This is a genomic window from Euryarchaeota archaeon, assembly GCA_016207515.1.
GTDB lineage: Archaea > Thermoplasmatota > SW-10-69-26 > JACQPN01 > JACQPN01 > JACQPN01.
The window spans coordinates 167,764-194,104 of record JACQPN010000022.1; the positions used below are offsets into that span (position 1 = coordinate 167,764).

The following is a 26,341-nucleotide window of genomic DNA, read 5'->3' on the forward strand; positions in this document are numbered from 1 at the left end:
TCACGCCTCCGGGGTGATGGCCTTGATCGTCACGGCGAAACCCGCCTGCGCGACGGGTAACAGTATGAGCATCATGATGTACCCGATCGTGATGGCGGACCGGCCGCCGCTCCCGAAGGCCGTCATCACAGTGAGCAGCACGATGAGGAGGAGCGGTGCCGCGACGACCACGGTCACGTAGGACTCGGCGAGGACCGCGAGGCTCTCGATGAACTTCTTCTGGTCCTGCCTGTTCTCGTAGACGTACTGCTCGCTCTTCGTGAGGAAGTAGTTCTTGAGATCGGACCCTGATTGGATGGCCGTGATCGCCCCTTGGAGAAGGTCCTGGAATTTGACCGAGGGGCTCCGATCGATCGCCGCCGTGAGGGCCGTGACGATGTCGCGGCCCAAGATCGTGAGGTCGCGGCTGATGTAAGCGGATTCGTTCGCGACCTCACCGTAGATGGGTTGGCGCGCAAGGCTTCCGAAGATCTTGTCCGGGGTTATCCCGGCCGAGGCGAGGGTGGCGATGTAGTTGAGAGCGTAGGGGAGCTTCGCGTCGATGTCGCGGGCCCTGCCCGAGGCGCGGATGTCGGGGACCACGAACGTGAGAAGGTAGATGGTGAACGCGAGGACCATCGGAAGGGGGACGAGGACCGCGAAGACGACGGGCGGCACGACCACGCTTTTCGCGAAGACCAGGATCGCGAGGATCAATATCGGAAGCAGGCTCGCGGCGAACGCGATCACCATGTTCATGTAGGAATAGCTGAGGTAGAGCTCGGGCCGCAAGTCGATCTGGGCCTTTTGGAGCGAGAAGCGCAGGTGCACGTTGCTACGCGCACTACGTTGCACCGAGCGCCCGAAGACGCGGTAGGCGAAACGCTGGTACTTAGTCGGTGGAATGGTCAGCGCCCCCGCTTGTTACCGCGCCGTGTGGCGGCATCAGGTCCCCTTGCCCTGCCCAGGCCGCGGCCTTGACGTCTCGGCCACCCGGGCAAGAAGCGTGTCGGGCGTCGAGTAGTATGCGGACACGATGTCGCCGACGTCGCGGACGTTACGTATGCCCTTCTCCACCATCCATTCGATTATCCGAGTCCTTCGATCCCATTCGGTCTCAAGGTCGGCCCTGCCGAGGCTCTTCGTCTCCATGATCGCCTCGAGGATCTGGCTTTTCCCCATGTACTCGTGCTTGTCGGCCTTCGAGTCCCATCGGAAGACGGTGTTCGTGAGGAGATCGCCCGTGTCGGGGTCGATCCCCACTATCTCGACGACCTCGCGGATACGCCGCACGAGCCGTTGGTTTATCCTCACCTGGATCTGGATGGCGATGGCATCAAGGGTCTGCAGCATCAATCGTGGCACGTTGATCGGCTCGTTCTCAAGACGATACACGGCGGATTGTGCGCTGTCGGCGTGCATGGTGCTGTAACAGGCGTGGCCCGTCGCCATCGCCTGGAAGAGGGTGAGGGCCTCCGCGCCTCTCACCTCGCCGACTATCAGGAACTCGGGGCGTTGACGAAGCGCCGCCTCCAAGAGCTTGTACATGTCGACCGCTCCCGACGGGCGGCCTTGCACTATGTCGCTCCCGAAGCCTGCCCGCGTTAGACCTGCGATCCAGTTCTCGTGCGGCAGGTTCACTTCGCGCGTGTCCTCGATGGAGACGACCTTCTTCTGTGGCGGGATGAACATGCTCGCGGCGTTGAGGCTCGACGTCTTGCCGCTCGCGGTGCCGCCGGCGAAGACCATGCTGAACCCCTCTTCCATCGCCAGCCAGAAATAAGCGGCCATGGAGGCGCTGAAGGTCCCAAGGCGCACGAGATCCGGCGGTGTGAGGGGGTCGGACCTGAACTTACGGACCGTGAACGACGAGCCACGCGTCGTCACTTCGCGAGACAACGTCGCCTGGAGACGGCTCCCGTCGGGAAGAGTCGCGTCGAGGATCGGCTCGGCGATGGAGATGTGCTTCCCGCAGCGCTGCGCGAGGCGGATGACGAAGGAATCGAGCACGGTCTCGTCCTTGAACATGAGGTTCGTCTTGATCGACTCGTACTGGCGGTGGAAGAGGTAGATGGGGATGTTCGGTCCGTCGCATGAGATATCCTCGATGAGGGGGTCTCGCAACAGGACGTCGACGGGGCCGTAGCCGAGGAAGTCCCGGAGAAGGAAATACTGCACCCTCTGTTTCGACACCTCGTCGACCAGCACCGAATGATCGACAATCGCCTGGTCGATCGCGTCCATGAGGAACTGTTCCCAATCGGTCTCGTCCTCGAAGCGGCCGGGAAGCGTCCGGATCAACGTGTCGCGCAGGAATCCCAGGACGTCCTCTTCCGGCTGCGTGAGGACGGGTTCAATGGCCTCGTAGAGGTATTGGTTACGCGCCTTGTCGTAAAGGATCCGGATGTAGGCCTTGCCTTCCTGGATGGTCGAGAACTCCACTTGGGCGAGCTTCTCTCGGTCGATCTCCGGGATCTCCGTGATGGGGCGGTCCGTCGACACCCCGAGTTTGGGCATCAGGTCCTTCACGTACTGCTGGTGCTTCACCGCCTCGTCGCGCACCTTCTGGTGCTTCGTGACCTTTGATTGGACGGCGCGCGAGCGTTTCTCGAAGTCCTTCTGCTCCGAACGTTCGGCCGCGGCCTTCGCCTTCTGGTCGTGCTTCAGCTCCTTGAGGATGTCGCGCGTCTCGCGGCTTGCGACTTCGGGGGGCGGGGTCTCGGGTGGCTCGACCTCGGGAGCGGTGAACTCGCCCGTGGGCTTCTTCTTGGGCCGGGGGAGACCTTCGCCGGCGTCCTCACCCTCCGTCTCTTCGCTCAAGTCGTTTCACCTCGCTGGAATTTAAGCGGGCCTGGTAAATGAAAATGCCGGATTACTGACGGGGCCGAAAGAGTGGCCGCCGATGGTTTTTCCGGAACCCCACGAGGGGTCGCCGCGCGTCGCGCCCATGGGCCCCCGACGCGGTGTTTGCCGATCAACCCCGGACCTCCACCCGGATGTCCCCGGTGATCGTCGTCCAACCGGTGGCCGCGTTCATCACGTAGAGATCCACCGTATCGACGTCGTTCGTGTCGCTGTCGTAGCAGAAATGCTGCGTCGACGCCGTGCAGTCCGCGATGTTCTCTCCCGTCAGGTTCGCCGCCCCGAAAGTGCGGTTGAACGCCGACCGCCACGAATACGCGGCGACATTGTCGATGAGAAGATGCGCGTTACCGGTGGCCTGCGTCGTCCGGGTGATCCCGGTCACGGTCGAGAGGACCTGGATGTCCCCGCCGGAGGCGACGTCTTGCGAACCTCCGCCGATGGTGGGGGCCTGGACGGTGACGTAGAGTTTCCCGGCGCCAGTCCGTTGCGCCGTGATGAGACTTCGAAGGTCAACGTAGCTACTGCGCGACTGGTTCACTTCAAGCGCCCCCAATACGTACCGGAAAGTCTGTGCTTCGAAGTGGGACGGGCTGGTCGTCATGGCCATGGCGCCCGATGCAGTGAAGACGGTCGTGGCCCCGTTCCCGACGGTGATCGTCGGAGCCGTCTCGACGCGGATGCTTCCGGACGATTGCCCAGCGCCGAGGATCGGAAGGCCCGCCGTGCCGGCCGGGAGGTTGCGGCTGAACGAGCGGTTGTTGAGCTCGCGCGAGATGTGGTCCTCGGCCGCGTCCGCCCATCCGCTCATCGCGGTGCGCACGGAATCGCTGTGCGACGCCTCCCAGTCGGCGGCCCACGCGGGGACGAAATTGAGGTTGAAGACGGTCAGGAACGCCACGATGCCGGCGATGACGAGGATCGCGCCGAGGACGTTGACGACGGCGGAGTCTCTGCGGTGAAGCATACCGCGTCGAGTCATCAGACCACCTTCACGAATATGCGGAACGCGTCGTTCACGTCGGCGACCGCCGCGGTGACCGTCTCGGAGTTGGTCGACCGCGTCTCGACCAGGAACTCGTACAGCGCGCCCGCGTTGTTTGGGGGCGTCATGATGACGATGATGTGTGTCGTGTTGTCGGCGACGCCTCGCACGGAGAAGTCGATCCACCCCGGGGCCCAGGGTGTGGGGTCGCGGATGTTCCAGTTCGCCGTACCGTTCGAGGCCCCTTGGGGCGGTACAGAAACGGCCCACCCGATGGGGATCCAAAGGCGCGTGTTGGCGGTGATGGCGTCAGCCCGCATGGTCCAACGGAACGCGACTTGTTGGGCCGTCGCCGCGGTCCGGTTCTGGAAGCCCGTGACCGTGTCGGTCCCGTCGAATCCGAAGATGTTCAGGTTTGCCCCGGTCGGGTTGTGGCGGACGTTCTGGGAACCTCCGGTGATGGAGATGGAAGGCGAGCTGAAATTGACTTGGGCGAAAAGCTCCGTAGAGCCGGCCGTTGTGGTCGAGGCCGTCGTGAAGGACAGCATGAAGATCTTCATGCTGTATGCTTTGAGCGTCACTGCGGCCGCCGGATTGCAGGTGACGTCGCTTCCGCCCGAACCGGTGAGAGAACAGGCTTCAAGGTCGTCGTCGGTCCCGCCCGCGACGCTCGCCGTGGTGAAGAAATTGTTCGTTGCGAGCAATGGGGTGATGAAGAGGCGGACGAGATCGATGTCGTAGTCGGACGGAGTGGGATTCACTATCGTGAGGCCGATCTGCACGATGTTGGCGTCCTCCTGCTCCGCCGTGTAGACGAGCCTCAGCTGCACCGAGTTGACCGAGTCCCCGTTTTCGGCGAACACGTTCCCTTTGTTCGTGACGGTCACCGCGAGTCGTGCCGCCGTCGTGTTGGTTGCGGATGCGGTGAGGACGGACTTCGCGCCTCCTCGCCAATCGACGTATTTGAAGTTCGCGGAAGTCGACGCCGTGCCGATCGTCACGGTCGTGATGGGCGTCGTTCCATCGGTCGCGTTGAGGAAATAGCCGATCGTGCTGTTGGTCTCCAGCGTTATGGTGAGGGGAGGCGAAACGGGCGAAGCGGCCCCGCCACCGTCCGTCGTCCGCAGCGTGACCGTGTAACTCGTCGACACCATCCCCGGTAGAAGCGTCGTGTTGCTCGTCGTGAATTCCAGATAATACGGCGGCGGCGGCCCGATCCCGTCCCCGGAGCCGCCGCTCGACGGTGGAGTGCCGGTGATCGTTATCGGCGTCATGGCGGCAGTCGTGTTCGTCGCCACGGCGAGAAGCATCGACGTCGCCCCTCCTTGCCCGTCCTTGTACTTGAAACTGGCCGTCGTCGAGGCGGTCCCGATGGTGATGCTGTTGATGATCGTCGTGCCATCGGTGTCGTTGAGGAAGACACCGCGCGTGCTGTTCGTGGAAAGGTAGATGGTGAGCGGTGGAGCGTACGGCGAGGAGGCGGTGCCCGTCGAATTCTTCAAAGTGATGGTGAAACTCGTGGTGACCGTGTCCTTGGCGACACTCGACACCACGGTCGTGTAGTCGAGGTAATACGGCGGCGGTTGGAAGAACACGGGCGCCGGGTTGGTCCCCGTGATGCTCACGGCCGTTGCGACGCTCGTCACGTTCGGGGCGAAGGCCGCAAGGACCGTCCGCGTCCCTCCTGAGTAGTCGATGTACTTGAACTGGGCGGAGGACGAGCCTGTCCCGAGGGAGATCGTGGTGATGAGCGTCGTCCCGTCCGACGCGTTGAGGAAGTAGCCCGTGGTGCTGTTCGTGAGAAGTGTGATGGTCAACGGCGGGGAATCGGGGGAAACCGCGGAACCGAACGAGTTCCTCAAAGTCAATGTGTAGTTCACGGACACGGTCGCCCTCGCCAGCGTCGACACGACGCCGCTGAACTGCAGGTAATTCCACGTATAGGGGCCGGGGTTTGTCCCCGTTATCGCGATCACCGCGGCGGCCGGCGTCGTGTTCGCTGCGTACGCCGTTATCACCGTGTTGGAAAGCGCCGCGTAGTCGATGTACTTGAAACTCGCGGTGCTTGCCGCGGCCGCGATGGTCACGTGGGTGATGAGCGTGGTCCCATCGGCGTTGCTTACAAAGAAGCCGGAAGTGCTGTTCGACGCAAGCGTGACTATGAGTTCGGTAGGCGTGGTGACGGTAGAGCCCGTCGTGTTCTTCAAGGTCAACGTGAAAGTCGTGGACGCGGTTCCCCGGGCGACGCTCGCGGGTGCTGTCGAGAAATTGAGGTAGTTGGACGGCGGCTGGATGAAGGGCGGACTCGGGTTGGTCCCCGTCACTGCGATGACGGTCGCTTCCGGTGTCGCATTGTGCGTCACCGCCATGATAACAGATTGGGTCCCGCCGTTGTAATCGACGTACTTGAAATTGGCGCTCGAAGCGGCGGCCGCTATCGGCACCGTGAGTATGCGCGTCGTCCCGGCGAGAGCGTCGAGGAAATATCCCGATGTGCTGTTCGTCACGAGGGTCACGTTGATCTCCGCCGGGGCGGTGACCGTCGCGCCTGTCGTGTTCTTCAGAGTTACGGTGAAGTTGGTGCTCGCCGTCCCCCGGGCGACCGTTGCGGGGGCCGTCGTGAAGTTGAGGGCGAGGCTTGGCGGCTGGATGAACGGCGGCGACGGGTTCGTCCCCGTGACGGCGATCTGGTGCGCCGCCGCTACAGTGTTGTTGGCGACCGCGACGATCGCGGGGTGGCTTCCCGCGTCGTAACTAATGAACTTGAAGTTCTGGCTAGGCGTCGATGTGGGGATGACGACGCCCGCTATGCGCACCGTCGGGTCCGTGTCGTTGACGAAGTACCCCTGCGTGGAGTTCGTGATGAGCGTCACGTAGAGGTCGTTTGACGGTGCGGTCGCGTGCCCCGTGCCGTTGAGCAGGGTGACCGTGAAACTCCCCGAGGCCGTCCCCCGCGCGACCGTCACCTGTGTGGCGTTGAATTGAAGGTAGTTCGGCGCGGAGCCGCCGCCTCCACCGCTGCCGCCAGTTATGGCCGTCGTCGTGAACGTCCGGAACGCTTCGGCCGTGTTGTTGTTCCCGAGCGCGTCGACCGCCGTCACCTTGTAGTGGTACTGCGTCCCCGCGGTGAGCGAAGTGAGGCTCAGGCTGTGGGAAGTGGTCGAGGTCCCGGTCGCCCACCTTCCAGTGAGCGAAGGCGTGGGGCCGAAGGTCACGTTCGACGATGCCGCCTCATCGGTGGTGAAGGTGATCGTCGCGCTCGTCTGCCCCGGGGAGCCGGATGAGAGGGAACTGATGGTGGGCGCGACACCATCCACCGAGACGACGCTTGCGGTGCCCGCGAGGAGGTTGCCTGCGACGTCACGGGTGCCGGTCGGAGTACCTATGCGGTTGACGGTCGGCACGTCGCTCGTCGCGAACGAGGCGGTCGTGAATTCCGCGGCGGAACCATTTCCCAACAGTACGACGGCTGATATCGCGACCGTCGGCACGCTCACCGTGAAGTCCGCCTTGTCGATCGTGCGCAGGGGTTCCGTGAAATTCACCTGGATCGTCGTGGTGGACGTGGTCCTTGCCGACTGGAGCTGCGGGGCGGTCGTATCGGATTGTTGCGCCGTCGCCCCGCTGAGGACGACCGCGCCCGTGGATGTCTGAAGCACGAGTATCGAGACGGCTTTGCCGGGGAGAGTGGAATCGGTGTAGCGCACCTGGTCGCCGGTGACGAAGTCGGCGCCGGCGTTCTTCGACACGCCGGAGGGTGTTACCACACTCCAAGCTGGGTCGGCCGCGGCCAATCGTTCGCCAACCGTCACGCGCGTGGGCACGCCGTTTATCTCGACCGTCACCCCGAGCACCATCAGGGGGATCGGCGAGCCGCCCCTGTGCTCCAAAACCAGGCGGTCGTTGTTGGTCGGCAGGACGAAAGTCTCGATGACGGCGTCTGTTGGCGAAGTCGGCGGGGGAAGGCTGAGGAGCAGATACATGAAACCAGCCGCGAAGACCACAGTGATGGCGACCAGAAGCACGCTTCCAAGGATGTCCGTGACGCCCGCGTCGGGGCCGGCAGGGCGTTGGAGCGCGGAGCGCGTCGGTCGCCCCTCGGGCGCGCTACGTGCCGTGGTCATCTTCACGCGCACCCCCATCTGGTGCGAGTCACTAGTCCAACCATCCAACGCCACGCCTTCGGCGCTTGTATTATAAGACCAGCCTGAAAACGGTTGCCATTTATCCAGGTTTGACGATGGAAAAGCAAAGACTTTAGTCGGCAATCGTCGATTCATGCTGCGGCGCGTCCCCCGGCGAAGGTCGCGCGGGCGTCGGATCGGGACCGCGAGGGCCCTTTGGTTTGCTCCATTCAAGAAAGAACACCGAGCCGCTCGCGAACACGTTGGAAAGGAGGATCACCAAGAACGCGACCCCCTGAAACAGTTCCGGGGAAGGACTCGTGAGGCCCCGGGCAGCGGGATACGCCGCCATCGCCGCGGCCGCGAGGCCATTCGGGAGCATCACGGCAAGAAAGAGACGGTCCTGCCGGAGCCTCGGAACCATGGCGGCGACACCGATGGCCGACACGTAGCGGGCAAGGGCCTTGACCAGGATCGCGGCCGTCGCAAGGATAACCACGGGCGCCGTGAAACCGCTGAGGTCGAGGATCAAACCCATGAACACGAAGAAGAAAGTCCGGACGAAGAACGTGATCTCTGCCTGCGACGCGTGCAGGTTCTCGCGGAAATCAGCTGCGGTCTTCACCTTCAACAACGGCTCAAGCGCATGGGAGTTGCCCAGAATGACCCCGAAGACGAGCGCCGCGAAAGCGCCGCTGCTCTGCGCTCCCTCCGTCGCTACATAGAGGACGAGGACCGCGGCAAGGGTCAGGAGATAGTTGTACTTCGGGGCGCGCAACCAATGCAACACGAGGATCCAAACCACCGCGGCGACCGTTGCAAAGAGCGCCGAGATGGTAAAACTCCCGAAAAAGTCGCGGGCGAAGAAGCCGATGTCGAGCCCGCCGCCTTCGACGATGACCTGTATGATGGCGAGGGAAACGATGATCGTCAACGCGTCGTTCAGCGAAGATTCGAGGGACAAGACGGTCCGCCCGGCGTCGCTCATCCGGAGTTGTCGCACGAGCGACATGATCACGGTCGAACTGTTGCCTCCGAGGATCGCGCCGAGGAGGAGCGCCGGCAGCGGCTCCCATCCGAGATAGAAGGCGGCTCCGGCGATCGCCCCCATCGTGAGCGCGAAAGCGAGGAGCGTGTAGGCAAGGGCCGGGGCCGCTTGCTTCAAGACGACGCGGTAATCGAGCGCCATGCCGCCCTCCACAAGGAGGATCACCAGCACCAGGGTCCCGAAGAAAGGGTTCAGGTCCCGCATGCTCGTAAGCACGTCCGCTCCCAACACATGGAAGACCGGTCCGATTAGGAGACCGACAAGGAGCAGGATCACGATGTCGGGGATCTTGAAACGTTGGAAGCCTAGGGCCGCTGCGAATCCGATCGTGATGATCGCGGAGATGAGGATGAACGCGGTGGCGACGTCGACCACGCGGCCGCAATAGTATGAGCCGGGTTAATGATTGCGGATTCGAGGGGTGACGGCGCCCCGGATCAAAGCGCGAACGCGCCAAATCGCAAGCATTCATGTGGCCGGTCGACGGAAAGTAGAAAGGGGGAGGCGCGCATCTCACCGATAGTCCTAGCAACGAGGAGGTTTGTCTCCTGGCCTTGGCGGCGCAGGGTAGATTCGTGTGAGGACCAAGAGGGACCGCCATGGACTTCTACCAGCACGGACTCACGACACTCCATCGCTTCGAGGGAGAGACGGACGATTCGGCCACACGGACGCTTGTCGCAAGGCATTCGCAATCGCGGCCCGTGGCCCTAGTCCTACCCATGGTCTATTCAGAATTGGACCGGCCGGCGCTTCTCGGCATTCGCCAAGGGCTTCAAGGCGCCGACTACCTCAATGAGGTGGTAGTCGCCCTAACGGCTTCGAGTGAAGGCGAGGCGAGCCGTGTTCGCGACTTTTTCGACGGCCTCCCGATGCCCACCCACGTCGCATGGTGCGAAGGGCCGGAGACCGCCGCGGTCTGCAAACGCCTCACGGCGGCCGGCTTCGACCTCGGGGGTTTCCAAGGGAAAGGACTCGCGGTATGGTTGGGTTTGGGGATCGCCGCGGAATCGAACTACGCCATCGTCGTCCACGATGCGGACATCGAGCACTATGAGCCGCGTATCATCGAGCGGCTCGCCCTTCCGCTCATAACCCCGAACCTTGATTTCTATTTCTCCAAAGGCTACTATGCCCGCGTCGACCAGGGTCGCATGTACGGGCGGGTGACCCGCCTCTTACTGTGGCCCATCATGGATGCCCTGACGGCGGTCCTTGGAGAACCCTCCCCGTTCCTCACATATCTACGGCAATTCCGCTACCCGCTGTCGGGCGAGATGGCGCTCACCGCAGACCTCGCGCGTAACGTCCGCATGCCGACCGATTGGGGCCTCGAACTCGGCCTCCTCGGTGAAGTCTATCGGAACACCGCGCCCAAGCGGAAATGTCAGGTCGATCTTGGCTACTACAGCCACAAGCACCGCGAACTAGGCGCCGACGCCGGGGAAGGACTTCAACGCATGGCCCTCGACCTTGCCACCGCCCTCTTCAGGCTTCTCGCTTCGTTCGAGGGTCTGCGGGTCACGCCGGACTTCCTCGTCACGTTACGAGCCGCGTACAGGCGCGAAGCGCAAGACGCGATTCGAAGGTACAACGCGGATTGTGTGGTGAACGGCATGGACTACGACCGCCACAACGAGGAATCGATGGTCGAGACGTTCGAACCGTTGATCGAGATGGCCGGGGCCCAGTTCAGCCGCAAACCGACGAGCGACCAGATCGGCGAGTGGTTGCGGGCACTCAGTGCCGCGCCGGACGCCGCAAGCAGCCTCCGGGCCGCCGCAGCGTTGAACGCGGGGTCGCTCCACGCCCCCTCGACGATGAAATGACGTCTTGGATCGCGACGGGTCGGTCTCCCTCTTTGCGCCGTGCGGGCGGCCGCGCGGTCACCTGATGCGTCCGGCCGCGAACGATCCCGTGAGGTCGAACCCTTGATTGCTGAAAGTGTACTCCACCCAGCCACGGTTCTCGGTAAGGCCCACGCCCTCGGCCTTGAGGACGAATTTCCCTTGCTCCGACTTGAACTCGATGACGCCTTCGACGAGGTGCTTCACAAGCTGCACCTCGTTTTCCGCGTGGATACCGGCTCCCAAGACGAGGAGGCTCGTGGCCCCCGCGCGCTTCGTCTTTCCAAGGAAGACCTGGAGGAAACGGAACGTCGTCTGCGGGTTCGTGTACGCCATGATCGTCGACACCGAATCGACCACTAGGCGGTGCGCCGGGTGTTCCCCGATGATCTTCCGTTGCGCGTTGTTCACCGCGAGGCTCACCGCGTTAAGGTTCACGGGGCTGTCGACGAATTCGGCGTTCTGTAGAGCGTCCTCCGCGCCGATGGTCTTGCTGTATGTGTCGACGAAGTGCACGAGGTTGTCCTTCTCGTACTTCGCGAAGTCCTTGTCGAGCGCCAGGAACTCCTTTCGAGCGTCCGACGCGGCGGAATCGGTGAGGACGATTATTCCGGGCACGCCCTGCTTCATGCCGGCGAGGAGAAAGACCCGGGCGACCATCTCCTTGCCGATGAAAGGCGCCCCGTAGATGAGGGTGGAGGATCCTCGTGGGAGCCCGCCGTCGAGAAGTTCATCGAGCCGCTTCACGCCGGTCGCGAGCTTCACGCCGTCACACCTCCCTCGAGGATCTGCTCTAGGAGCTCCTTCAGCACGTTCCTCGTGGATTGCCTCTCGGTCCCGACGAACCCGACGCACTTCACGTACTCGGGGGCGCCGACCAGGACCGCGACGCGGTCGGGGGTCAATGCCTCCGGCATGTCCTGCTTGGACGCCGCGATTATCGCGGGAAGCCCTTGCTTCCAAGTGAGTTGCATCATCTCGCGGGCACGAGGGAAGGAATCGGGGTCGGTCGAGTCGACGACGACGATGACGCCGAGCGCCTGCCCGGCGATTGTGCGAAGGATCGGGTCGAACCTTTCCTGCCCGGGGGTCCCGAAGATGTCGGCCGAAAGGCCGTCGATGAGGACGTGCCCGTGGTCCATCGCGACGGTCGTTCCCACCCGGTTTACGCTCACGGCGCTGTCGGACACCGTGTGGATGAACGTGGATTTTCCGGCATGGAACGGCCCCGTCACGACGATCTTCGGGATGTAGACGACCACACCGCCGGGACGAAGGACCTTGTAAAGGCGGGGCCGTGTCTCGATGCCAGTTTTCCAGCGGGCGCGCTCCAGCGCGAAGTATTGGCCGAAGCTCACCCGGGCCTCGACGTTCTTGAGCGTCACCACGGCATCGAAACCGTCGAGGACGGCGAGTAGGTCGGCGTCGTAAGGCCACTTCGTGAACCCGGCGGCGCCGAGCGGGAAGCGTCTCATCGCCGCGAGGATCCGTGGGAACGCGACGCGCAGTTTCTCGGGGCTAGCGGTGTCTGCGAGCGTCGAGAGTGATTCGATGATCAGGAGTGCCTCCGGGTTCTCCACGGCCGCGCGCTCAAGGAGGTCGGCGAAGGACTCCGGGTTCGTGGGGTCCTCAAGCATGTACTTCGCCTCCGAGACCGCGCCCATGAGCCCAGAGAAGGCGTCGACGAACGAGAGCCTCTCCCCTTCGAGCGAGATGTCGAACCCGTGGTCGTCCATCGATTTGACGACCCCCGACGGCGACCGGGCCGTGACGACGTAGACGACCCTGCGCCCATCGCCCATCCAGGAGGCGGCCGCCTGATAGAGGAACGCCTCGGCTTCGACGCCGGGGTCGTTCACGAACGCAAGGGTCGAGGCAAGAGGGATTGGTCCAAGGAGTTTGTCGAGCTGCTGGATACCCAGCGCGTGGCCCTCGGTCGCGGCGCCTCACCCACCCGCTACGATCTTCGCGACCGCGTTTGAGCAATCCTCGACCGCGGTGACGACGTTTTGCAGGGGCAGGCTCGTCTCGGAGATGGCTACGATGAGCAGTTCCTCGTTGACCGCCGCCGCGACGACGCGCGTGTTCCCCTCTTCGCTTATGGTCCGAAGCGCCGCCTTCTGCCCGAGTTCGAGCATCGCCGTCTCGGCGGAACCGACGAGGACGGCCGTCATTGCGCTGAAGGTCTCGGGGCGCGAAAGGCGGGGACACTTGTTGATGAGGCAGAACCCGTCGCGGCTGACAAGCAGTGCGCCGACCATCCCCTTACCTCCGGCGAGTTTCTCCAACGTATCCTGCATGCGGCGTTGTTTGTCGCTCAATCGCGCGGACCTCCGTCTTAGGCGCGCAAATCGTGCTAGGGTGCTCCCCGGTATTTAACCGTCTTGAAGCGGACCCGCAAGGTTTCAAGCCCTGAAGCCCCCGAAGTGTGGCAAATCCCGTGAGCGACGCCTGGATGAAAAAGCACTAATCGTTGGTGGGTCGATGGCGAGAGGGGAAGCGAGCCTGAAGGAGACCCAGAAAACCGCTCGGGCACGGGAAACACCCGCCAGCCGCGAGGCAATCTTCGACCACGCGGCCGTGGGGCTCTACCGCCTCGACCCGTCGGGCCGGATACTTGTCGCGAACCCCGCACTCCTCCAGATGCTCGGTTACGAGTCGCTGGAGACGCTCGCAAGCGAAGACCCCGGCGCCGGTCCCCACCACCCCGAGACCGCGCTGAAGCAATTCTTGGGAAACATTGCATCTCATGGCGCACGGGGAATCGAGACCAGGTGGCGGCGTCGCGACGGGACCACGCTCACGGCGCGTGAGACCATCGTGCCAGTGCGCGATGCCGTTGGTTCAGTCGTCTTCTACGACGCGACCGTCGAGGATGTGACCGCCCTGATGCAAAAGGACGACGAGTACCGCAAGACCAGCGAAAGGCTTGCCGAGCTCGTGAAACTCCAGACGGAGCTCCTCAACAACATCGTCGAGGAGAACACCAAGAGAAAGCAGGTCGAAGAGGAACTTCGCTCGGCGAACGAACGTCTCAAGGACCTCGCGAAGATGAAGACGCAGCTCTTGAACAGCGTCTCCCATGAACTCTCGACACCCCTCACACCCATCATGCTCCAGCTTTACCTCATCCGCACGGGCCGCGTCGGGTCGCTCTCGGACGAGCAGAAGCACGCCGTAGACCTCCTTGACCGGAACCTGGCACGCCTGAGCATGCTGGTGAAGGACGTCCTCGACGTGTCGAGGATCGAGGCCGGCAAGTTGAGGCTCGATCGACAAGAGACCGACATCGCGGCCATCGTGGAGGAGGCGGTTGATTCCTTCAAGGCCCCGGCAAAGACGGGAAACGTCACGCTCGAGATCCGGGGCAACGCGCCCACCGGCATCAAGGCCGACAAGCGGCGGATAGGCCAGGTGATGTACAATCTCCTGAGCAACGCCCTCAAGTTCTCGAACGCCGGTGGAAGAGTCACGATCGAAATGGGCGATCAGGCCGGCGCAGCCCTCGTGCGGGTCTCCGACGAGGGGCTCGGCATCAGGCCCGAGGACATCCCGAAACTCTTCCAGGCTTTCAGCCAGGTCCACGACACGATGCAAAAAACGCACGCGGGGACGGGCCTCGGCCTCTACATCTGCCGGGGCATCATCGAACAACACGGCGGGCGCATCTGGTGCGAAAGCGAAGGCTTGCGCCGAGGCACGACATTCGCGTTCACGATACCTAAGGGCGACGTTGCTGAAGGGGTGTTCGAGTTTGTGGCCTGAAGCAGCGTCGCGATGGTCCATGGAGAAGGCGCTGGCGCGCAAGGGTGTGGGTTCGTTAGCGTCCCGTATAAATAGTCCCTGGCGCAGGATTGTACCCTATGGCCGATAGCGGCGCGGCCGCCACGGCGGAGATTCTCGCGGCCGAGCGCAACATCGCTCTTATAAGGGCCTCGGTGGTGCTCGTCAACTCCATCATCTATGTGACGCTTCTCGACCGCGACGTCGGGTGGCCCCAAGTGGCGCTGGGTGTGATCGCCGTCGTGAACGTCTACTCGATCGGGGTGGTCGTTTTCGAGCCGTACAGACGCTTCGATCTCCTGCTCACAAGTTGGTTCATCACCATCCTAGACGCGGGGTTCATCACCCTCTGGATCCTCGCGACCGGCGGCATGGATTCGCCCTTCTATGTGCTGTGGTACGTCTCCCTTGCCGCGATTTCGTACCGTTTTTCCTACCAGGCGACGGTGACGGCGGGAGTCGCCTACTCTGGGATCTACATCACGATGGCGGCCGCCCTCGGGCAGTTCACCGGCAGGATCCCCGAGATCTCCGTGCGCGTCGCGTACATCCTCTTCGCCGCAGCCCTCGGGGCGCTTCTTGCCCGGGAATCCCTAGCGCAGGCGGCGGCCCGTCAGAGGCTCGAGGAGAAGACCGTCGCCTTGGAGCGGGACGTCATCGAGCGGAGCACACGCCTGAGGACCGTCGAGGAAGCGGAGGCCAAGTTCAGGGGCATCTCGGAGACGGCAAATGACGCGATCATCTCCGCGGACGGGGCCGGACGCGTCATCCACTTCAATCAAGGTGCACAACGGATATTCGGGTACAAGGCCGAGGCCGTCATCGGTCAACCCCTCACCGTCCTCATGCCGGAGAAGTACCACGAGGCCTTCACGGCAGGCTTCACGCGCTACCTTGAGACCGGCGAGGCGCGCGTCATAGGGAAGACCATGGAACTCACGGCGCGCCAGAAGAATGGGAACGAGATCCCCGTCGAAATATCCACGGCGGTATGGAAATCCGGGGACGCGACGTTCTTCACGGCCATCATGCGCGACGTCACCGAGCGTAGACGTGCCGAGGCGGAGCGGATGGCGAACGTCGCGAAACTCAAGGAACTCGAACGCCTCAAGGAGGAGGACAGGTTCAAGACGCAGTTCATCAACATGGCCGCCCACGAACTCAACACGCCCCTCACACCGATCAAGTTGCAAGTCCACCTGCTCAAGGCCGGAAAAGCGGGCTACCTCGACTCGGAGCAGACGAAGGCCGTGACCATCCTCGAGCGAAACGTCGACCGCCTGGCACAGCTTGTGGCCGACGTCCTCCAGGTCGCGCGCATGCAGGCGGGACGCCTCGGCGTGGAGAAACAGGCCATCGACCTCAACAGGCTCGTCCTCGAAGCGGTCGAATCGTTCCAAGCAGGCGCCAAGAACGGGGGCGTCGAGATCAGGGCGCAGTTGACGCCCGACCTCACCGTGGAAGCGGACGCGAAACGCGTCAACCAAGTCCTTTTCAACCTCCTCAGCAACGCCTTGAAGTTCACGCCGACGGGCGGTCGAGTGTCGGTGGAGACGACGAGGGACCGCGCGGGCGCGGTGGTCACCGTGCGAGACACGGGCGCGGGCCTTCGCCCGGAGGACATGGAGAGGCTCTTCAAACCGTTCAGCCAGGTCCAAGACCCGATGCAACGGACGGACGCAGGGACCGGCCTCGGCCTCTACATAAGTCGAAGCCTCGTCGAACTCCACGGCGGGCGCATGTGGTGCGAAAGCACCGGGCCCGGGTTCGGTTCCGCCTTCAGCTTCAGCCTCCCCATCGGGCCCGAGGCGCAGAAACCGCAAAAGCCCCTCGAACCCGTCCCGGAGCAGCGGCGCGAAGGCCTCGCCAAGAGGGCGAAGGAGTTGATCTGATGTCGGAAACGACGCTCATCGCGAGCGCCGCCTTCGCCGCCGTCGCCGGCCTCGTGTATGCCTACGTTGGATGGCGCCTTTCTCGCCGCCGCGTCGAAGGCGAGGCGGGCCTCGCAGCCGGCCTCTTCTCCCTCTGGTGGTACGCGCTTGGCGCTAGCAGTGTCATAACCGCGGGGACCACCGCCCACGCCGCCTTGGGCGGTAACGAGGTGGCACTTATCCTCGCCGCGACGTACCTCAACCTGCTAGTCGTCTGCATCGCGCTTTGGGCGCTTCTCTATTACATCGTCTACATCTTCACGGGACGATCCAGCGCATTATGGGCGCTCACGGCCTTCTATCTGGCATACTTCATGCTCCTTGTCTACTACGTGACGGCAAGCGGCCCCGCGGGGGTGCAGGTGGAAAGCTGGCGGGCCACGTTGCGCTACGAAACGCCGATCGACGGGCCATTGGTCACGATCCTCGTGGTCCTGCTCACCTTCCCCCAGATTCTGGCGTCAGCCGCGTACGGCACGCTGTTCTTCCGCGTCACGGAAGCGACCCAGAAGTACCGGGTGCTCCTGGTCTCGACGAGCATCATCGTCTGGTTCCTCAGCGCCTTCCTAGGCGCGGCATCGGGTCTTGCGGCCCAGGATTGGTGGCAGCTGCTCTCACGTTCCATCGGCCTTCTCGCAACACTCACCATACTCGCCGCATACCTGCCGCCGGCGTGGGTGAGAAGGCGCTTCGGGGTCCGCTCGATCGCCGATGAAGAGGCACAGAATGCGGCGAGCACGCCGTGAGGGGCGACAGCGACCAATTCGTCGAGGACCCGCGAGGCCGCTCCCGTGCCAAGCGCTTCCCCCGGGGCCGGCCCGATCATTTCTCGGGCTGGTTCCTTTTTCGCAAGACGTCAAGAGAGCGCGCGAAAGACCGGTCGCGCAGCTCGCGTGTGCGTCGCTCGGCAAGTATTGCGCGCACGACCTCCATGATCTGGTTCGGGTCGATGGGTTTCGTGAAGAAATTCTCGATCCCCGCGTCGTTGATCGCCTTTATCGCGATGTCGAGATCCGGGAACGCCGTCACGAGAACGCGCGGGACCCCTGGTGCGAGCTCCTTGGCCTTCCCGAGGAACTCCAACCCGTTCATGCCGGGCATCTTGTAATCGGCGACGATGAGGTCGATGGCGTGCGCGCGAAGGATCTCCAAGCCGCGGGCCCCCGATTCCGCCGTGTATATCTCGGCATTGTCAAGCGATGCCGAAAAAAGGTCGCTAAGGGACTCCAGGATGTCTACTTCGTCGTCTACGATGAGGACTCCGTGCGGTCTCAGGGCCGTCATGTCGTCGGTCTCGCGCGCGGACTTTGCCATCGGGAAAAAACACGACCTACCATCCCCTCGTACACCCTTGCCTCGGCCATAACTGTTTTGCTTCGTAGCCCCCAAAGCGCGTCGAAACGGCGGGGCCTCGAGGGCCCGGGGGCCCAAGGGTCAAATAGTTCCTCGATCGAGGAGTAAATAAGGGGCGAACGCAACCGGACGTGGGGAAAGAATTGGCACGCGATGCGACGCACCTCATTGAAAGCCTCGTTCTTGACGTCTGCGACATCCTTGGAGAAAGCGCCTCGTACACGATGTTCCACCATGGGGCCGTCGAGGAAGGCCGGCGGCTCGCAAAGCGCCACGAGGGCGAAGGCCTTGAGCCGGTGCTCCAAGAGGTCCAAGACATGCTTAGCCGCCCGTGCCAAGTCGTCCGCGACGATGGCGACACGTTTGTCGTGCGTATCGATTCGCCCGACTTTGACCACATCGAGCGAAGGGCCCTTCAGGGGGTCCTTGCCGGCCTCTTCGAAGGTGCCGTCGGGGGAGCGAGGAACAAGGTCTACACGGGAAGAATCGAGCCCGGCTCTGCCTCCGGCGCCCGCTTTCTCACGATTGAACTCCGAGCCGAGAATGACATTGAGCAACAAGTCCCCTGATGGGACGCGGGGCAGACATCCGCGCCTTTTTGGCGGGGTCCGCGCCTAAATGATCTTGGATTGGACCAAATCAATCCGTTTCAATTCGGACACGGAACGGTCGAGCATCACTTCGTTACGCCTGATGCCATAGACCATGTTCATCGGGACCGTCACGACGGCCTCGTTAGCGCCGAGTTTGCCTTTCGCATCGGCGCTAAGCCCGATCACGAGGCTTTTCACTGTCCTTGTCGACGGGTCCACCTCTGTGGAGACAATCCGCCCGACTTCCTCGTTGTTCCAATCCTTCACGACCCGCGCGTCAAACCCGAAATCGATTGCCTTCGACACGTCTACACCACCCGAAAAACTACAAAGGATTGGGTAGTAGTTGGGCGGTCATCCGTCTTATAGGTTTTCCGCGATGTTATATAAGGCGCGCCGTCGCCGCTCCGGCCTTTTTAAGGCCTCCTTTTATCATCAATTGCCTATAGAGGCTCCCGACGGTTCGACGGTCGATGCGTCTCCCAGCGTGCCGGTGCGGGACTATCGCCCCGGAAAACGTCCGCGGAATGTGGAGAAGCTCGTGGATGATAGTCTGATCCTTCTCCTCCTGGGGCAGCGAATCGAATTTTTCGGAAAGGAACTCGATGACGTAGGCCGGCGGCAACGCGAACGCGATCTGTTGGATCTTCGGAAGAGCATAAATACGGGCATAGATCCGGGCCTTCGAACCCGTCGACCTCATGCAGAAGATCCGGACCGGGTCCACGTGCCCGAGCTCCAAGCCGAGCAAGATTTCCTCGAGGCGGGCGTGGATGTCCGGCGCTGGTTCGAATCGGAGTCCCATCGACGCCAAGACGAGGATACGGCGTATTCAGGCTTCCGAAGAGGGATCGGCCCACCAAGTCTATATTCCAGGAAGTCGGAACCATGGATGTGGACGAAGGCAAGATAACGCTCGACGCGCAAGCCTTCAAAGCACTCGCGAGCGACACCCGCCTCCAAGTGATGAAGCTCCTCGACCGGCGGCCAATGACCGTCTCGGAGCTTTCGAGGGAGACGGCTCTCAACAAAGCGACCCTCCTCGAACACCTCGAAAAACTCGCGGCCGCGAGCCTCGCCGAACGCCTCGAAGATGAACGGAAATGGGTCTACTACCAGCTGACTTGGCGGGGAAAACGTATCCTCCACCCAGAAAAGATCACCATCGCACTCATGCTTTCCACCGGCACGGCCACCCTTGCAACGGCTCTCCTTTCCCTGTGGCTCTACTTCGCGCAGGCCGCCAGCAGGATCCCCGGTGAAGACGAAGCTGCGTCCCCGCCGGCCTCGGCGCCTGAGACGCAAGACACCGGCGCATCATCGTCGGGCGCGGGCACGCAACAGGACCTCGCAGGCCGGTCGGGCGACACTGCGTCCCAAGGCGCTCCAGCGACCGACGCAACGCTCCTCTACCTCGCGACCGCGCTCCTTGTGCTTTTCGCGTTGATCCTGGCGCTCGGGTATTGGCAGTTGAAGAAAGACCGAAACAAGAACGTGTGACGCCTACGATCCGCATCATCGTTCGACGTCGAACACGTGCACTCCTGTAGAAAGCGTCTCCACCTCTTGCGGTGTCAAGGCCCGGCGCTCGCTCTTCTCGGAGACGATGTCCGAGTTCCCGAACGGGTCGTCGAGGATTATCTCGAACGTAAACTCGCCCGCGCGCGCCATGAGGATCCGCTCCATGAGTTCTGCCGCTTTTTGGCGCTGAGCCTCGTGGTCCGCGAGCACAAGGACGCGCTTCAGGATGTCCTCGACGCGCGCAAGGATCCCGTCCACGTTCGAGACGAAGGACTCCGAAATCGACGTCGGCTCGATTGTCACACCGAGGCCCGGCACGTGGATGGTCGCGCTGTTCGCGCGCACCACCCGGACTGCGAGGTCGTCGGTCTCGGAGAGCCTGAACGACGTCCGCGTCGGTGCTCCCTGGTGCATTATCACCGACGTCGTGTGACGGAACCCGCAATGCTCGCACTTCAGGACCGTGTAAAGGACCTCACCGAAGTAGGGCTCGTCCACGAGATCCGAGCGCATATCGATGCCGGGCCGAGCGCAACCCGGGCAATCGGCGTTGACCTTCATCGGGTGGGACACGATGACGCGAATCACGCGGTGCCAATAATACTTGTCCCGCAGCGTTTCAAGGAAAGTTGCATCATGACGGTTTGCGCAAAGGTCGATGAGAAGCGAGTGACCTCCTTTCCTTCGGAACCTCATTCACCCTGAGCGGTTGGAGGGAAAATGAGATGAAATGGGTGGTTGCCAGGGACCTTTTCACCGTAGCGCACCTTCGGTGCGCTCGGCCAGGCGCAAGCCACGCTTGCGCCGTGGCCAAAAGGTCCACCAAAAGGTCGCCGCCTTCGGAACCTGCGGCTCTTCGGTCACCATGGCATGAAGATGAAATGGGTGGTTGACAGCGTAGCGGGCTAACATCCGACGTCAAAACGCCCTGGTTTACCGCATATGCAGGAGTTGCCCCCTGCATACTTGGCTCCAGAACTAGCCGGCATAGCGAGCCGGTCTTGCGACCGGTGACCTTCCCGGGGACTCGCGTACCCCAGTACAGGCGACTACACGGGTGGGCTTAACTGCCGGGTTCGGAATGAGACCGGGTGAACCCCACCGCCATGACCGTCATACCACCCACCCCAAAGTAAGTCTCGAGCCCGACGGCCCGAGCGATCCACGATCACCGGCAATCCCGATGTGTGGATCATTTGGAATGAGTGACATCTCTTCGATGACTTCGCTTGCGCTCCGTCATCTCGCCCTCGCCGACTTGGAGTCGGCGAGGATGCCACTCGTTTGATTGCATACGCAATTCATCGGACCTCGACATGGATCCGACTACTAACCCGTTTGACGACCCCTTGCGGAGCCATCTGATTGAGTCAACCACTTAGGACGACACGACGATTAGTAACGGCGGGCTGAATACCTCGCCGAAGCTTGGTACGTACACCCCCGTCCTATCAACCTCATCTTCTATGAGAGTCTATATGTCTCGTCTTGGGGCGGGTTTCGGGCTTAGATGCTTTCAGCCCTTATCCCTTGCGGCGTAGCTGCTCAGCGATGCCTTGTCAGACAACTGATGGACCAGAGGCCGCGAGGCCCAGTTCCTCTCGTACTATGGGCCCCTTCCCCTCAGACATGGACGCCTCCAAAAGATAGCAACAAACCTGTCTCACGACGGTCTGAACCCAGCTCACGATCCCCTTTAATGGGCGAACAACCCCACCCTTGGCAGCTGCTGCACCACCAGGATGGAGAGAACCGACATCGAAGTAGCAAGCCTTCAGGTCGATATGGGCTCTTGCTGAAGACAACTCAGTTATCCCTGAGGTAACTTTTCTGTCATCAATCGGCCTCACTAAGAAGCCTGATTGGTTCGCTAAGCCCTGCTTTCACATTGCCGAACGTTGTTGGGCTGTTCGGCATCAAGGTAGCTTTTGCCTTTACACTCTACGTCGGATTTCTGACCCGACTGAGCTACCCATTGGGCACGCTTGATATCCTTTCGAGCGTGTGGCGCCCCACCCAAACTGCCCACCTATGGGTGTCCTTCCGAAGAAGTAAGCCATACAGAATCGAGAGGGCGGTGTTTCATCGGCCTCTCCACCCGACCTAGCGGCCAGGTTTCGGCGAGTCCCGCCTACTCTACACAATCGATTCCGTATAGCAACCACAGGCTGCAGTAAAGCTCTACAGGGTCTTCGCTTCCCTTTGGAGGGTACTGGACTGTTCGCCAGTAAGTCGTTTTCACCGGCCTGGATGTGGGGACAGTAGCGCCCTCGTTGGACCATTCATGCAAGCCGCCAATTAAGCGGCAAGGTATTACGCTACCTTAAGAGGGTCATAGTTACCCCCGCCGTTTAGCGGTCCTTCGTCCGGTTGGACCCGGTTTTCAGATACCGCCACTGGGCAGGATTCAGCGACCATACTCAAGCTTTCGCTCTTGCGGTCACCTGTGTTTTGGTTAAACAGTCGGAGCGCCCTAGTCTCTGCGACCTGTCACTTTCGTGGCAGGCACCGCTTATCCCGAAGTTACGCGGCTAATTTGCCGAGTTCCCTCACATCCGTTAGGTCCGACACGCCTTGGCCTTCTCAGCCAGGGGCACCTGTGTCAGATCTCGGTACGGGCGGAACGTGCGACCCCCATCAGATTTTCACGGGCACCAGGCATCATCAGAAGCCTCCCGAAGGAGGCCTACTCGCGCTTTCTCCAGGTTCTCATCATTACGATTCTCCCCCGGATTATACGCTTGAACGGGAAGACGATCCCGTTCCAAATAGCCCGATGCGTTTCTGGTGGGGCAAAACACGCCCCGGTGCAGGAATATTAACCTGCTTCCCTTTCCAGAGTCTCGGTTAAGGACTCCGTTAGGACCGACTAACCCTCGACTGACGATCATCGTCGAGGAAACCTGGCCCTTCCGGCGCTGCGGATTCTCACCGCAGTTTGCTGTTACTTACCCCAGGATTCTTGTTCCAACGCGGTCCACGGGACCTTAAAGCCCCGCTTCTACCCACGCAGGACACCACCCTACTCGATCACCTTTCGGTGCGCTATAGTGTCGGGGGCCGGCTTAGCCCCGTCCATTTTCGGGGCCCATGATCTCGACCAGTGAGCTGTTACGCACTCTTTGAAGGATTGCTGCTTCTAAGCACACCTCCTAGTTGTCTTAGACCATGGACGCCCTTCCGTTTTTAGCACTTAGCCGGCACTTGAGGCCCTTAACTACAGGTTGGGTTATTCCCCTTTCGGAACCCAAGCTTACCCCAGAGTCCCTCACTGCCCGGCTTCTTCGACGGCGGCACGTTCGGAGTTTGACAAGGAACCGAAGGCTTTCGCCTCCTAAATCCCAAATCAGTGCTCTACCGCACCGCCTGTCTCTGCCGAGGTCTGCCTGCGAGCAGTCTCGGGTGGAACCAGCTATTACCGGTCTCGATTGGACTATCACCCCTTATACGGAGGTCAACGGAATGATTTGCACGTCAAAAACCGCTCGGCCCTCCACCCCACTTTCGTAGGGCTTCGGCCTGCCACCGTATAGATCGACCGGTTTCGGGTTTCCCAACGATGACTCCCCGCGAGCGCACGGCGTCCCTCGCACCCTTGCGGATGTTGCGGACATGTCGCTTTCGCTACGGCTTCCCCGATTATCGGGTTAACCTCGCCATCGCCCAGAACTCCCTGGGCCGTTTTTCAGCACGTACGACAAGACGCTGCTCCACCGCCTTCCGGCGGCTTCTTCGCTTTAACGCCTTGGCAGTCTGTAACCGTCTGGTTTCAGGGACTTTGCACCTCCCGTTAGGGGTACTTTTCAGCTTTCGCTCGCGCTACTACTGCGCTATCGGTCTCGGGTCGTATTTAGGGTTCGAGGTTAATGCCCCCGGTCTTCGCGCGCGATTTCCGACGCACGCTACTCCGGGACTCCCTCACTCTCCCTCGTCGTTTCCCCTACGGGACTATCACCCTCTATGGTACCTCGTTCCAGAGGACTTCGGGTTGCGACGGTCGGGAATAAAGGGGCCCAAGGTACTCCACATCTCCCCACACTCGTCGCGTGGGGATTCGGATTGCCCTATACCGTGTTCACTCGCCGTTACTAGCGGTATCTCGATTGATTTCTCTTCCTCTGCCTACTGAGATGTTTCACTTCGGCAGGTTCCCGTTCGCGGATGCGAACTACTTCCGAAGAAGTAAGGATGTCCGATTAGGCGATCTGCGGATCAGTGACTCCATGCGTCTTCCCGCAGCATTTCGCAGCTTGGCACGGCCTTCATCGGCGCCCGAGCCGAGCCATCCACCAGACGGCGTAACAGCCGTCCTAGTAATGTCGACTCAATTTGCGTCCAGGTTGCGTATGCACAGACCATCATCACGCCTCTCGGCGCTAGGCCATCTTCCCCGGGGAATTCCATCTTCCGCGGGTGCACGTGTTCAATCGGTAAACCCCGCGCGGTTGCCCGCGAGGGCGATTGAGAGTGAAGGATCGACGAGCCTCGTCGGCTCGCACATCGCTCGTGCCATGGAAGGCACTTCGCGATGTGCTCGGATTTCGCGCAATCGGCCCATGCCGATCGCGCTCATCCATTTTCGCCCGTGCGAAAATGGACTCGGCGGGATTCGAACCCGCGGCCCCTCGCTTGCAAAGCGAGTGATCTACCGCTGATCTACGAGCCCGAATTCGCGCTTCGCGCGGACTCGGGCTCGGAGACGAGAGGACGAGCCACTTCAGCGTGGCGAAGTCCTCGAAGTCTACGAGCCCTGCGCGGCGTCAGCCGCGCTTGGTGGGCGCGCAAGCAGCGAAGGGGTTCTCGAATCCCCATCATCCGTATCAATCTTGTCAAGAGGAAACCAATTCTCGTTGCTGTTGAAACACGCCTCGCGCCTTGGAAGGCGCTTCGTCGTGTTCCAAGACTCAATGGACTCGGCCCATGCCTCGTCCATTTCGTCCACGCTTCGCGTGGATTTAGGTGCTCGAAAGCCCCGCGCAATGCACTTTTCGAGTAGTGCGCAGGTTGGACTGAGATTCCTCCGAGGAAATCATCGGAGGAAAATTTTGCCACTCCGGCGCACGCGTGACGTACGTCGACGCACACGCCGGAGTTTGGCGCTTAGGAGGTGATCCATCCGCAGGTTCCCCTACGGATACCTTGTTACGACTTAACCCTCCTTGCCGAATCCAGGTTCGAATGTCCCAGGTAGAGGCACCCTCACCTGGACCCGACTCAGATGGTTTGACGGGCGGTGTGTGCAAGGAGCAGGGGCATATTCACCGCGGCATTTTGAGCCGCGATTACTACGGAATCCAGCTTCACGAGGGCGAGTTGCAGCCCTCGATCCGAACTATGGGCGGGTTTCGGGATTGACTTCCCCTCTCGGGGTCGTTACCCATTGTCCCGCTCTTTGTAGCGCGCGTGTAGCCCGGGTAATTCGGGGCATACTGACCTACCGTTGCCCAATCCTTCCTCTTCTTTAGCAGAAGCGGTCTCCGCAGTGTGCTCCCCAACCGGAGTTGGGGGTGGCAACTGTGGATATGGGTCTCGTTCGTTATCTGACTTAACAGAACGCCTTACGGTACGAACTGACGGCGGCCATGCACCACCTCTCCATCATTCAGGCAAAGTCATCAGCTTGGCCCACATCTAATGGTCGAACCCGGTAAGCTTTCCGGCGTTGAATCCAATTAAACCGCACGCTCCTCCCGTTGCGGTGCTCCCCCGCCAATTCCTTTAAGTTTCAACCTTGCGGCCGTACTCCCCAGGCAGTGGTCTTAACAACTTCTCTCCGGCACCGGGTGCCCACGTAGGACTCCCGACACCAAGACCACAGCGTTTACACCCTGGACTACCGGGGTATCTAATCCCGTTTGCGCCCCAGGGCTTCGTCCCTCACTGTCGGAGCCGTTCTAGCCAGACGCCTTCGCCACCGGTGGTCCCCCCAGGATTACAGAATTTCACCTCTACCCCAGGAGTACCTCTGGCCTCTCCCGGTCCCGAGCCTCGCAGTCTACCCGCAATTCGTGTCGTTAAGCGACACGATTTACACAGGCATTTACGAAGCCAGCTACGGACGTTTTAGGCCCAATAATAACGGCCACCACTTGGGCTGCGGGTATTACCGCGGCGGCTGGCACCCGTCTTACCCAGCCCTTACTCTCCTTGTTTTTTAGACAAGAAAACAGCCGGCACTTAGTGCCGGCACTTGGAGTTACCCCGTCGTGGTTGCCCACATTGCGGAGGTTTCGCGCCTGCTGCGCCCCGTAGGGCCTGGACTCGTGTCTCAGAGTCCATCTCCGGGCGACTACTCCCATAGCCCGTACCCGTCGA

18 protein-coding genes, 1 tRNA gene, 2 rRNA genes and 1 other annotated feature are annotated in these 26,341 nt (G+C 61.7%); of the genes, 6 read left to right on the top strand and 15 right to left on the bottom strand.

The annotated features are described in order from the left end of the window. The 5 genes from HY556_10175 to HY556_10195 all read right to left on the bottom strand — a co-directional run bounded on the left by HY556_10175 (position 1) and on the right by HY556_10195 (position 9,373). Positions 1-834, bottom strand: a complete 834-nt coding sequence (locus tag HY556_10175) for a type II secretion system F family protein (GenBank protein ID MBI4394143.1) — start codon at positions 832-834, stop codon at positions 1-3. Between the two features lie 90 nt (positions 835-924). After that, positions 925-2,799 (bottom strand): type II/IV secretion system ATPase subunit, encoded by a 1,875-nt coding sequence (locus HY556_10180; protein ID MBI4394144.1) that lies wholly within the window; start codon positions 2,797-2,799, stop codon positions 925-927. A 154-nt stretch (positions 2,800-2,953) separates the two neighbouring features. Next, positions 2,954-3,823, bottom strand: coding sequence for a hypothetical protein (locus HY556_10185; GenBank protein MBI4394145.1), 870 nt, complete (start codon positions 3,821-3,823; stop codon positions 2,954-2,956). Next, entirely contained in the window at positions 3,823-8,004 is a 4,182-nt protein-coding gene (locus tag HY556_10190; protein MBI4394146.1) for a type IV pilin, read from the bottom strand. The genes HY556_10185 and HY556_10190 overlap by 1 nt, the downstream gene beginning before the upstream one ends. Positions 8,005-8,083: 79 nt before the next feature. Then, on the bottom strand, positions 8,084-9,373 hold the full coding sequence (locus tag HY556_10195; protein MBI4394147.1) for a cation:proton antiporter: 1,290 nt from the start codon (positions 9,371-9,373) through the stop codon (positions 8,084-8,086). 224 nt (positions 9,374-9,597) lie between these two features. Here HY556_10195 and HY556_10200 point away from each other — a divergent pair, with 224 nt between their 5' ends. After that, positions 9,598-10,827: a glucosyl-3-phosphoglycerate synthase gene (locus HY556_10200; protein ID MBI4394148.1), complete on the top strand. Its 1,230-nt coding sequence runs from the start codon at positions 9,598-9,600 to the stop codon at positions 10,825-10,827. 57 nt (positions 10,828-10,884) lie between these two features. Here HY556_10200 and HY556_10205 read toward each other — a convergent pair whose 3' ends face one another. The 3 genes from HY556_10205 to HY556_10215 all read right to left on the bottom strand — a co-directional run bounded on the left by HY556_10205 (position 10,885) and on the right by HY556_10215 (position 13,166). Further along, the gene (locus tag HY556_10205; GenBank protein ID MBI4394149.1) at positions 10,885-11,610 is read right to left on the bottom strand and encodes a hypothetical protein; all 726 of its coding nucleotides are present in this window, start codon (positions 11,608-11,610) and stop codon (positions 10,885-10,887) included. Then, positions 11,607-12,704, bottom strand: a complete 1,098-nt coding sequence (locus tag HY556_10210) for an ATP/GTP-binding protein (GenBank protein ID MBI4394150.1) — start codon at positions 12,702-12,704, stop codon at positions 11,607-11,609. The genes HY556_10205 and HY556_10210 overlap by 4 nt, the downstream gene beginning before the upstream one ends. Positions 12,705-12,791: 87 nt before the next feature. Next, a complete protein-coding gene (locus tag HY556_10215; protein MBI4394151.1) occupies positions 12,792-13,166 on the bottom strand; it encodes a roadblock/LC7 domain-containing protein in 375 nt (124 codons plus the stop codon). Positions 13,167-13,329: 163 nt separating this feature from the next. On the opposite strand from HY556_10215, the gene HY556_10220 reads away from it, so the two are divergent. From HY556_10220 to HY556_10230, 3 genes are all read left to right on the top strand, one after another. Continuing rightward, complete coding sequence (locus HY556_10220) at positions 13,330-14,610, top strand: PAS domain-containing sensor histidine kinase (protein MBI4394152.1); 1,281 nt, start codon at positions 13,330-13,332, stop codon at positions 14,608-14,610. 98 nt (positions 14,611-14,708) lie between these two features. Further along, positions 14,709-16,520, top strand: coding sequence for a PAS domain-containing sensor histidine kinase (locus HY556_10225; GenBank protein ID MBI4394153.1), 1,812 nt, complete (start codon positions 14,709-14,711; stop codon positions 16,518-16,520). Further along, the gene (locus HY556_10230) at positions 16,520-17,305 is read left to right on the top strand and encodes a hypothetical protein (protein MBI4394154.1); all 786 of its coding nucleotides are present in this window, start codon (positions 16,520-16,522) and stop codon (positions 17,303-17,305) included. The genes HY556_10225 and HY556_10230 overlap by 1 nt, the downstream gene beginning before the upstream one ends. A 76-nt stretch (positions 17,306-17,381) precedes the next feature. On the opposite strand, the gene HY556_10235 is transcribed toward HY556_10230, so the two are convergent. Further along, a complete protein-coding gene (locus HY556_10235; protein ID MBI4394155.1) occupies positions 17,382-17,873 on the bottom strand; it encodes a response regulator in 492 nt (163 codons plus the stop codon). 170 nt (positions 17,874-18,043) lie between these two features. On the opposite strand from HY556_10235, the gene HY556_10240 reads away from it, so the two are divergent. Beyond that, entirely contained in the window at positions 18,044-18,481 is a 438-nt protein-coding gene (locus HY556_10240) for a hypothetical protein (GenBank protein MBI4394156.1), read from the top strand. Between the two features lie 45 nt (positions 18,482-18,526). Here the strand turns inward: HY556_10240 and HY556_10245 are convergent, their stop codons facing one another. Next, on the bottom strand, positions 18,527-18,811 hold the full coding sequence (locus HY556_10245) for a hypothetical protein (protein ID MBI4394157.1): 285 nt from the start codon (positions 18,809-18,811) through the stop codon (positions 18,527-18,529). Positions 18,812-18,887: 76 nt separating this feature from the next. Then, positions 18,888-19,310 carry a metallopeptidase gene (locus HY556_10250; protein MBI4394158.1) on the bottom strand — a complete coding sequence of 141 codons (423 nt, stop codon included), beginning with the start codon at positions 19,308-19,310 and terminating at the stop codon, positions 18,888-18,890. A gap of 83 nt (positions 19,311-19,393) precedes the next feature. On the opposite strand from HY556_10250, the gene HY556_10255 reads away from it, so the two are divergent. After that, positions 19,394-20,005, top strand: coding sequence for a winged helix-turn-helix transcriptional regulator (locus HY556_10255; GenBank protein ID MBI4394159.1), 612 nt, complete (start codon positions 19,394-19,396; stop codon positions 20,003-20,005). 15 nt (positions 20,006-20,020) lie between these two features. Here HY556_10255 and HY556_10260 read toward each other — a convergent pair whose 3' ends face one another. From HY556_10260 to HY556_10275, 4 genes are all read right to left on the bottom strand, one after another. After that, on the bottom strand, positions 20,021-20,722 hold the full coding sequence (locus HY556_10260) for a ZPR1 zinc finger domain-containing protein (GenBank protein MBI4394160.1): 702 nt from the start codon (positions 20,720-20,722) through the stop codon (positions 20,021-20,023). 302 nt (positions 20,723-21,024) lie between these two features. Continuing rightward, positions 21,025-21,144, bottom strand: a 5S ribosomal RNA gene (gene rrf / locus HY556_10265). Between the two features lie 315 nt (positions 21,145-21,459). After that, a 23S ribosomal RNA gene (locus tag HY556_10270) occupies positions 21,460-24,330 on the bottom strand. Positions 24,331-24,620: 290 nt separating this feature from the next. Then, a tRNA-Ala gene (locus tag HY556_10275) sits at positions 24,621-24,692 on the bottom strand. A 432-nt stretch (positions 24,693-25,124) separates the two neighbouring features. Continuing rightward, positions 25,125-26,340: a sequence feature (possible 16S ribosomal RNA but does not have good blast hits on one or both of the ends), on the bottom strand. Position 26,341 lies beyond the last annotated feature (1 nt).

Excerpts from the sequence above, each read along its gene's own strand:
- HY556_10225 (MBI4394153.1), top strand. The coding sequence starts at position 14,709 with ATGGCCGATAGCGGCGCGGCCGCCACGGCGGAGATTCTCGCGGCCGAG.
- HY556_10250 (MBI4394158.1), bottom strand. The coding sequence starts at position 19,310 with ATGGGACTCCGATTCGAACCAGCGCCGGACATCCACGCCCGCCTCGAG.
- HY556_10255 (MBI4394159.1), top strand. The coding sequence starts at position 19,394 with ATGGATGTGGACGAAGGCAAGATAACGCTCGACGCGCAAGCCTTCAAA.
- HY556_10220 (MBI4394152.1), top strand. The coding sequence starts at position 13,330 with ATGGCGAGAGGGGAAGCGAGCCTGAAGGAGACCCAGAAAACCGCTCGG.
- HY556_10230 (MBI4394154.1), top strand. The coding sequence starts at position 16,520 with ATGTCGGAAACGACGCTCATCGCGAGCGCCGCCTTCGCCGCCGTCGCC.
- HY556_10260 (MBI4394160.1), bottom strand. The coding sequence starts at position 20,722 with ATGAGGTTCCGAAGGAAAGGAGGTCACTCGCTTCTCATCGACCTTTGC.
- HY556_10200 (MBI4394148.1), top strand. The coding sequence starts at position 9,598 with ATGGACTTCTACCAGCACGGACTCACGACACTCCATCGCTTCGAGGGA.
- HY556_10185 (MBI4394145.1), bottom strand. The coding sequence starts at position 3,823 with ATGACTCGACGCGGTATGCTTCACCGCAGAGACTCCGCCGTCGTCAAC.
- HY556_10235 (MBI4394155.1), bottom strand. The coding sequence starts at position 17,873 with ATGGCAAAGTCCGCGCGCGAGACCGACGACATGACGGCCCTGAGACCG.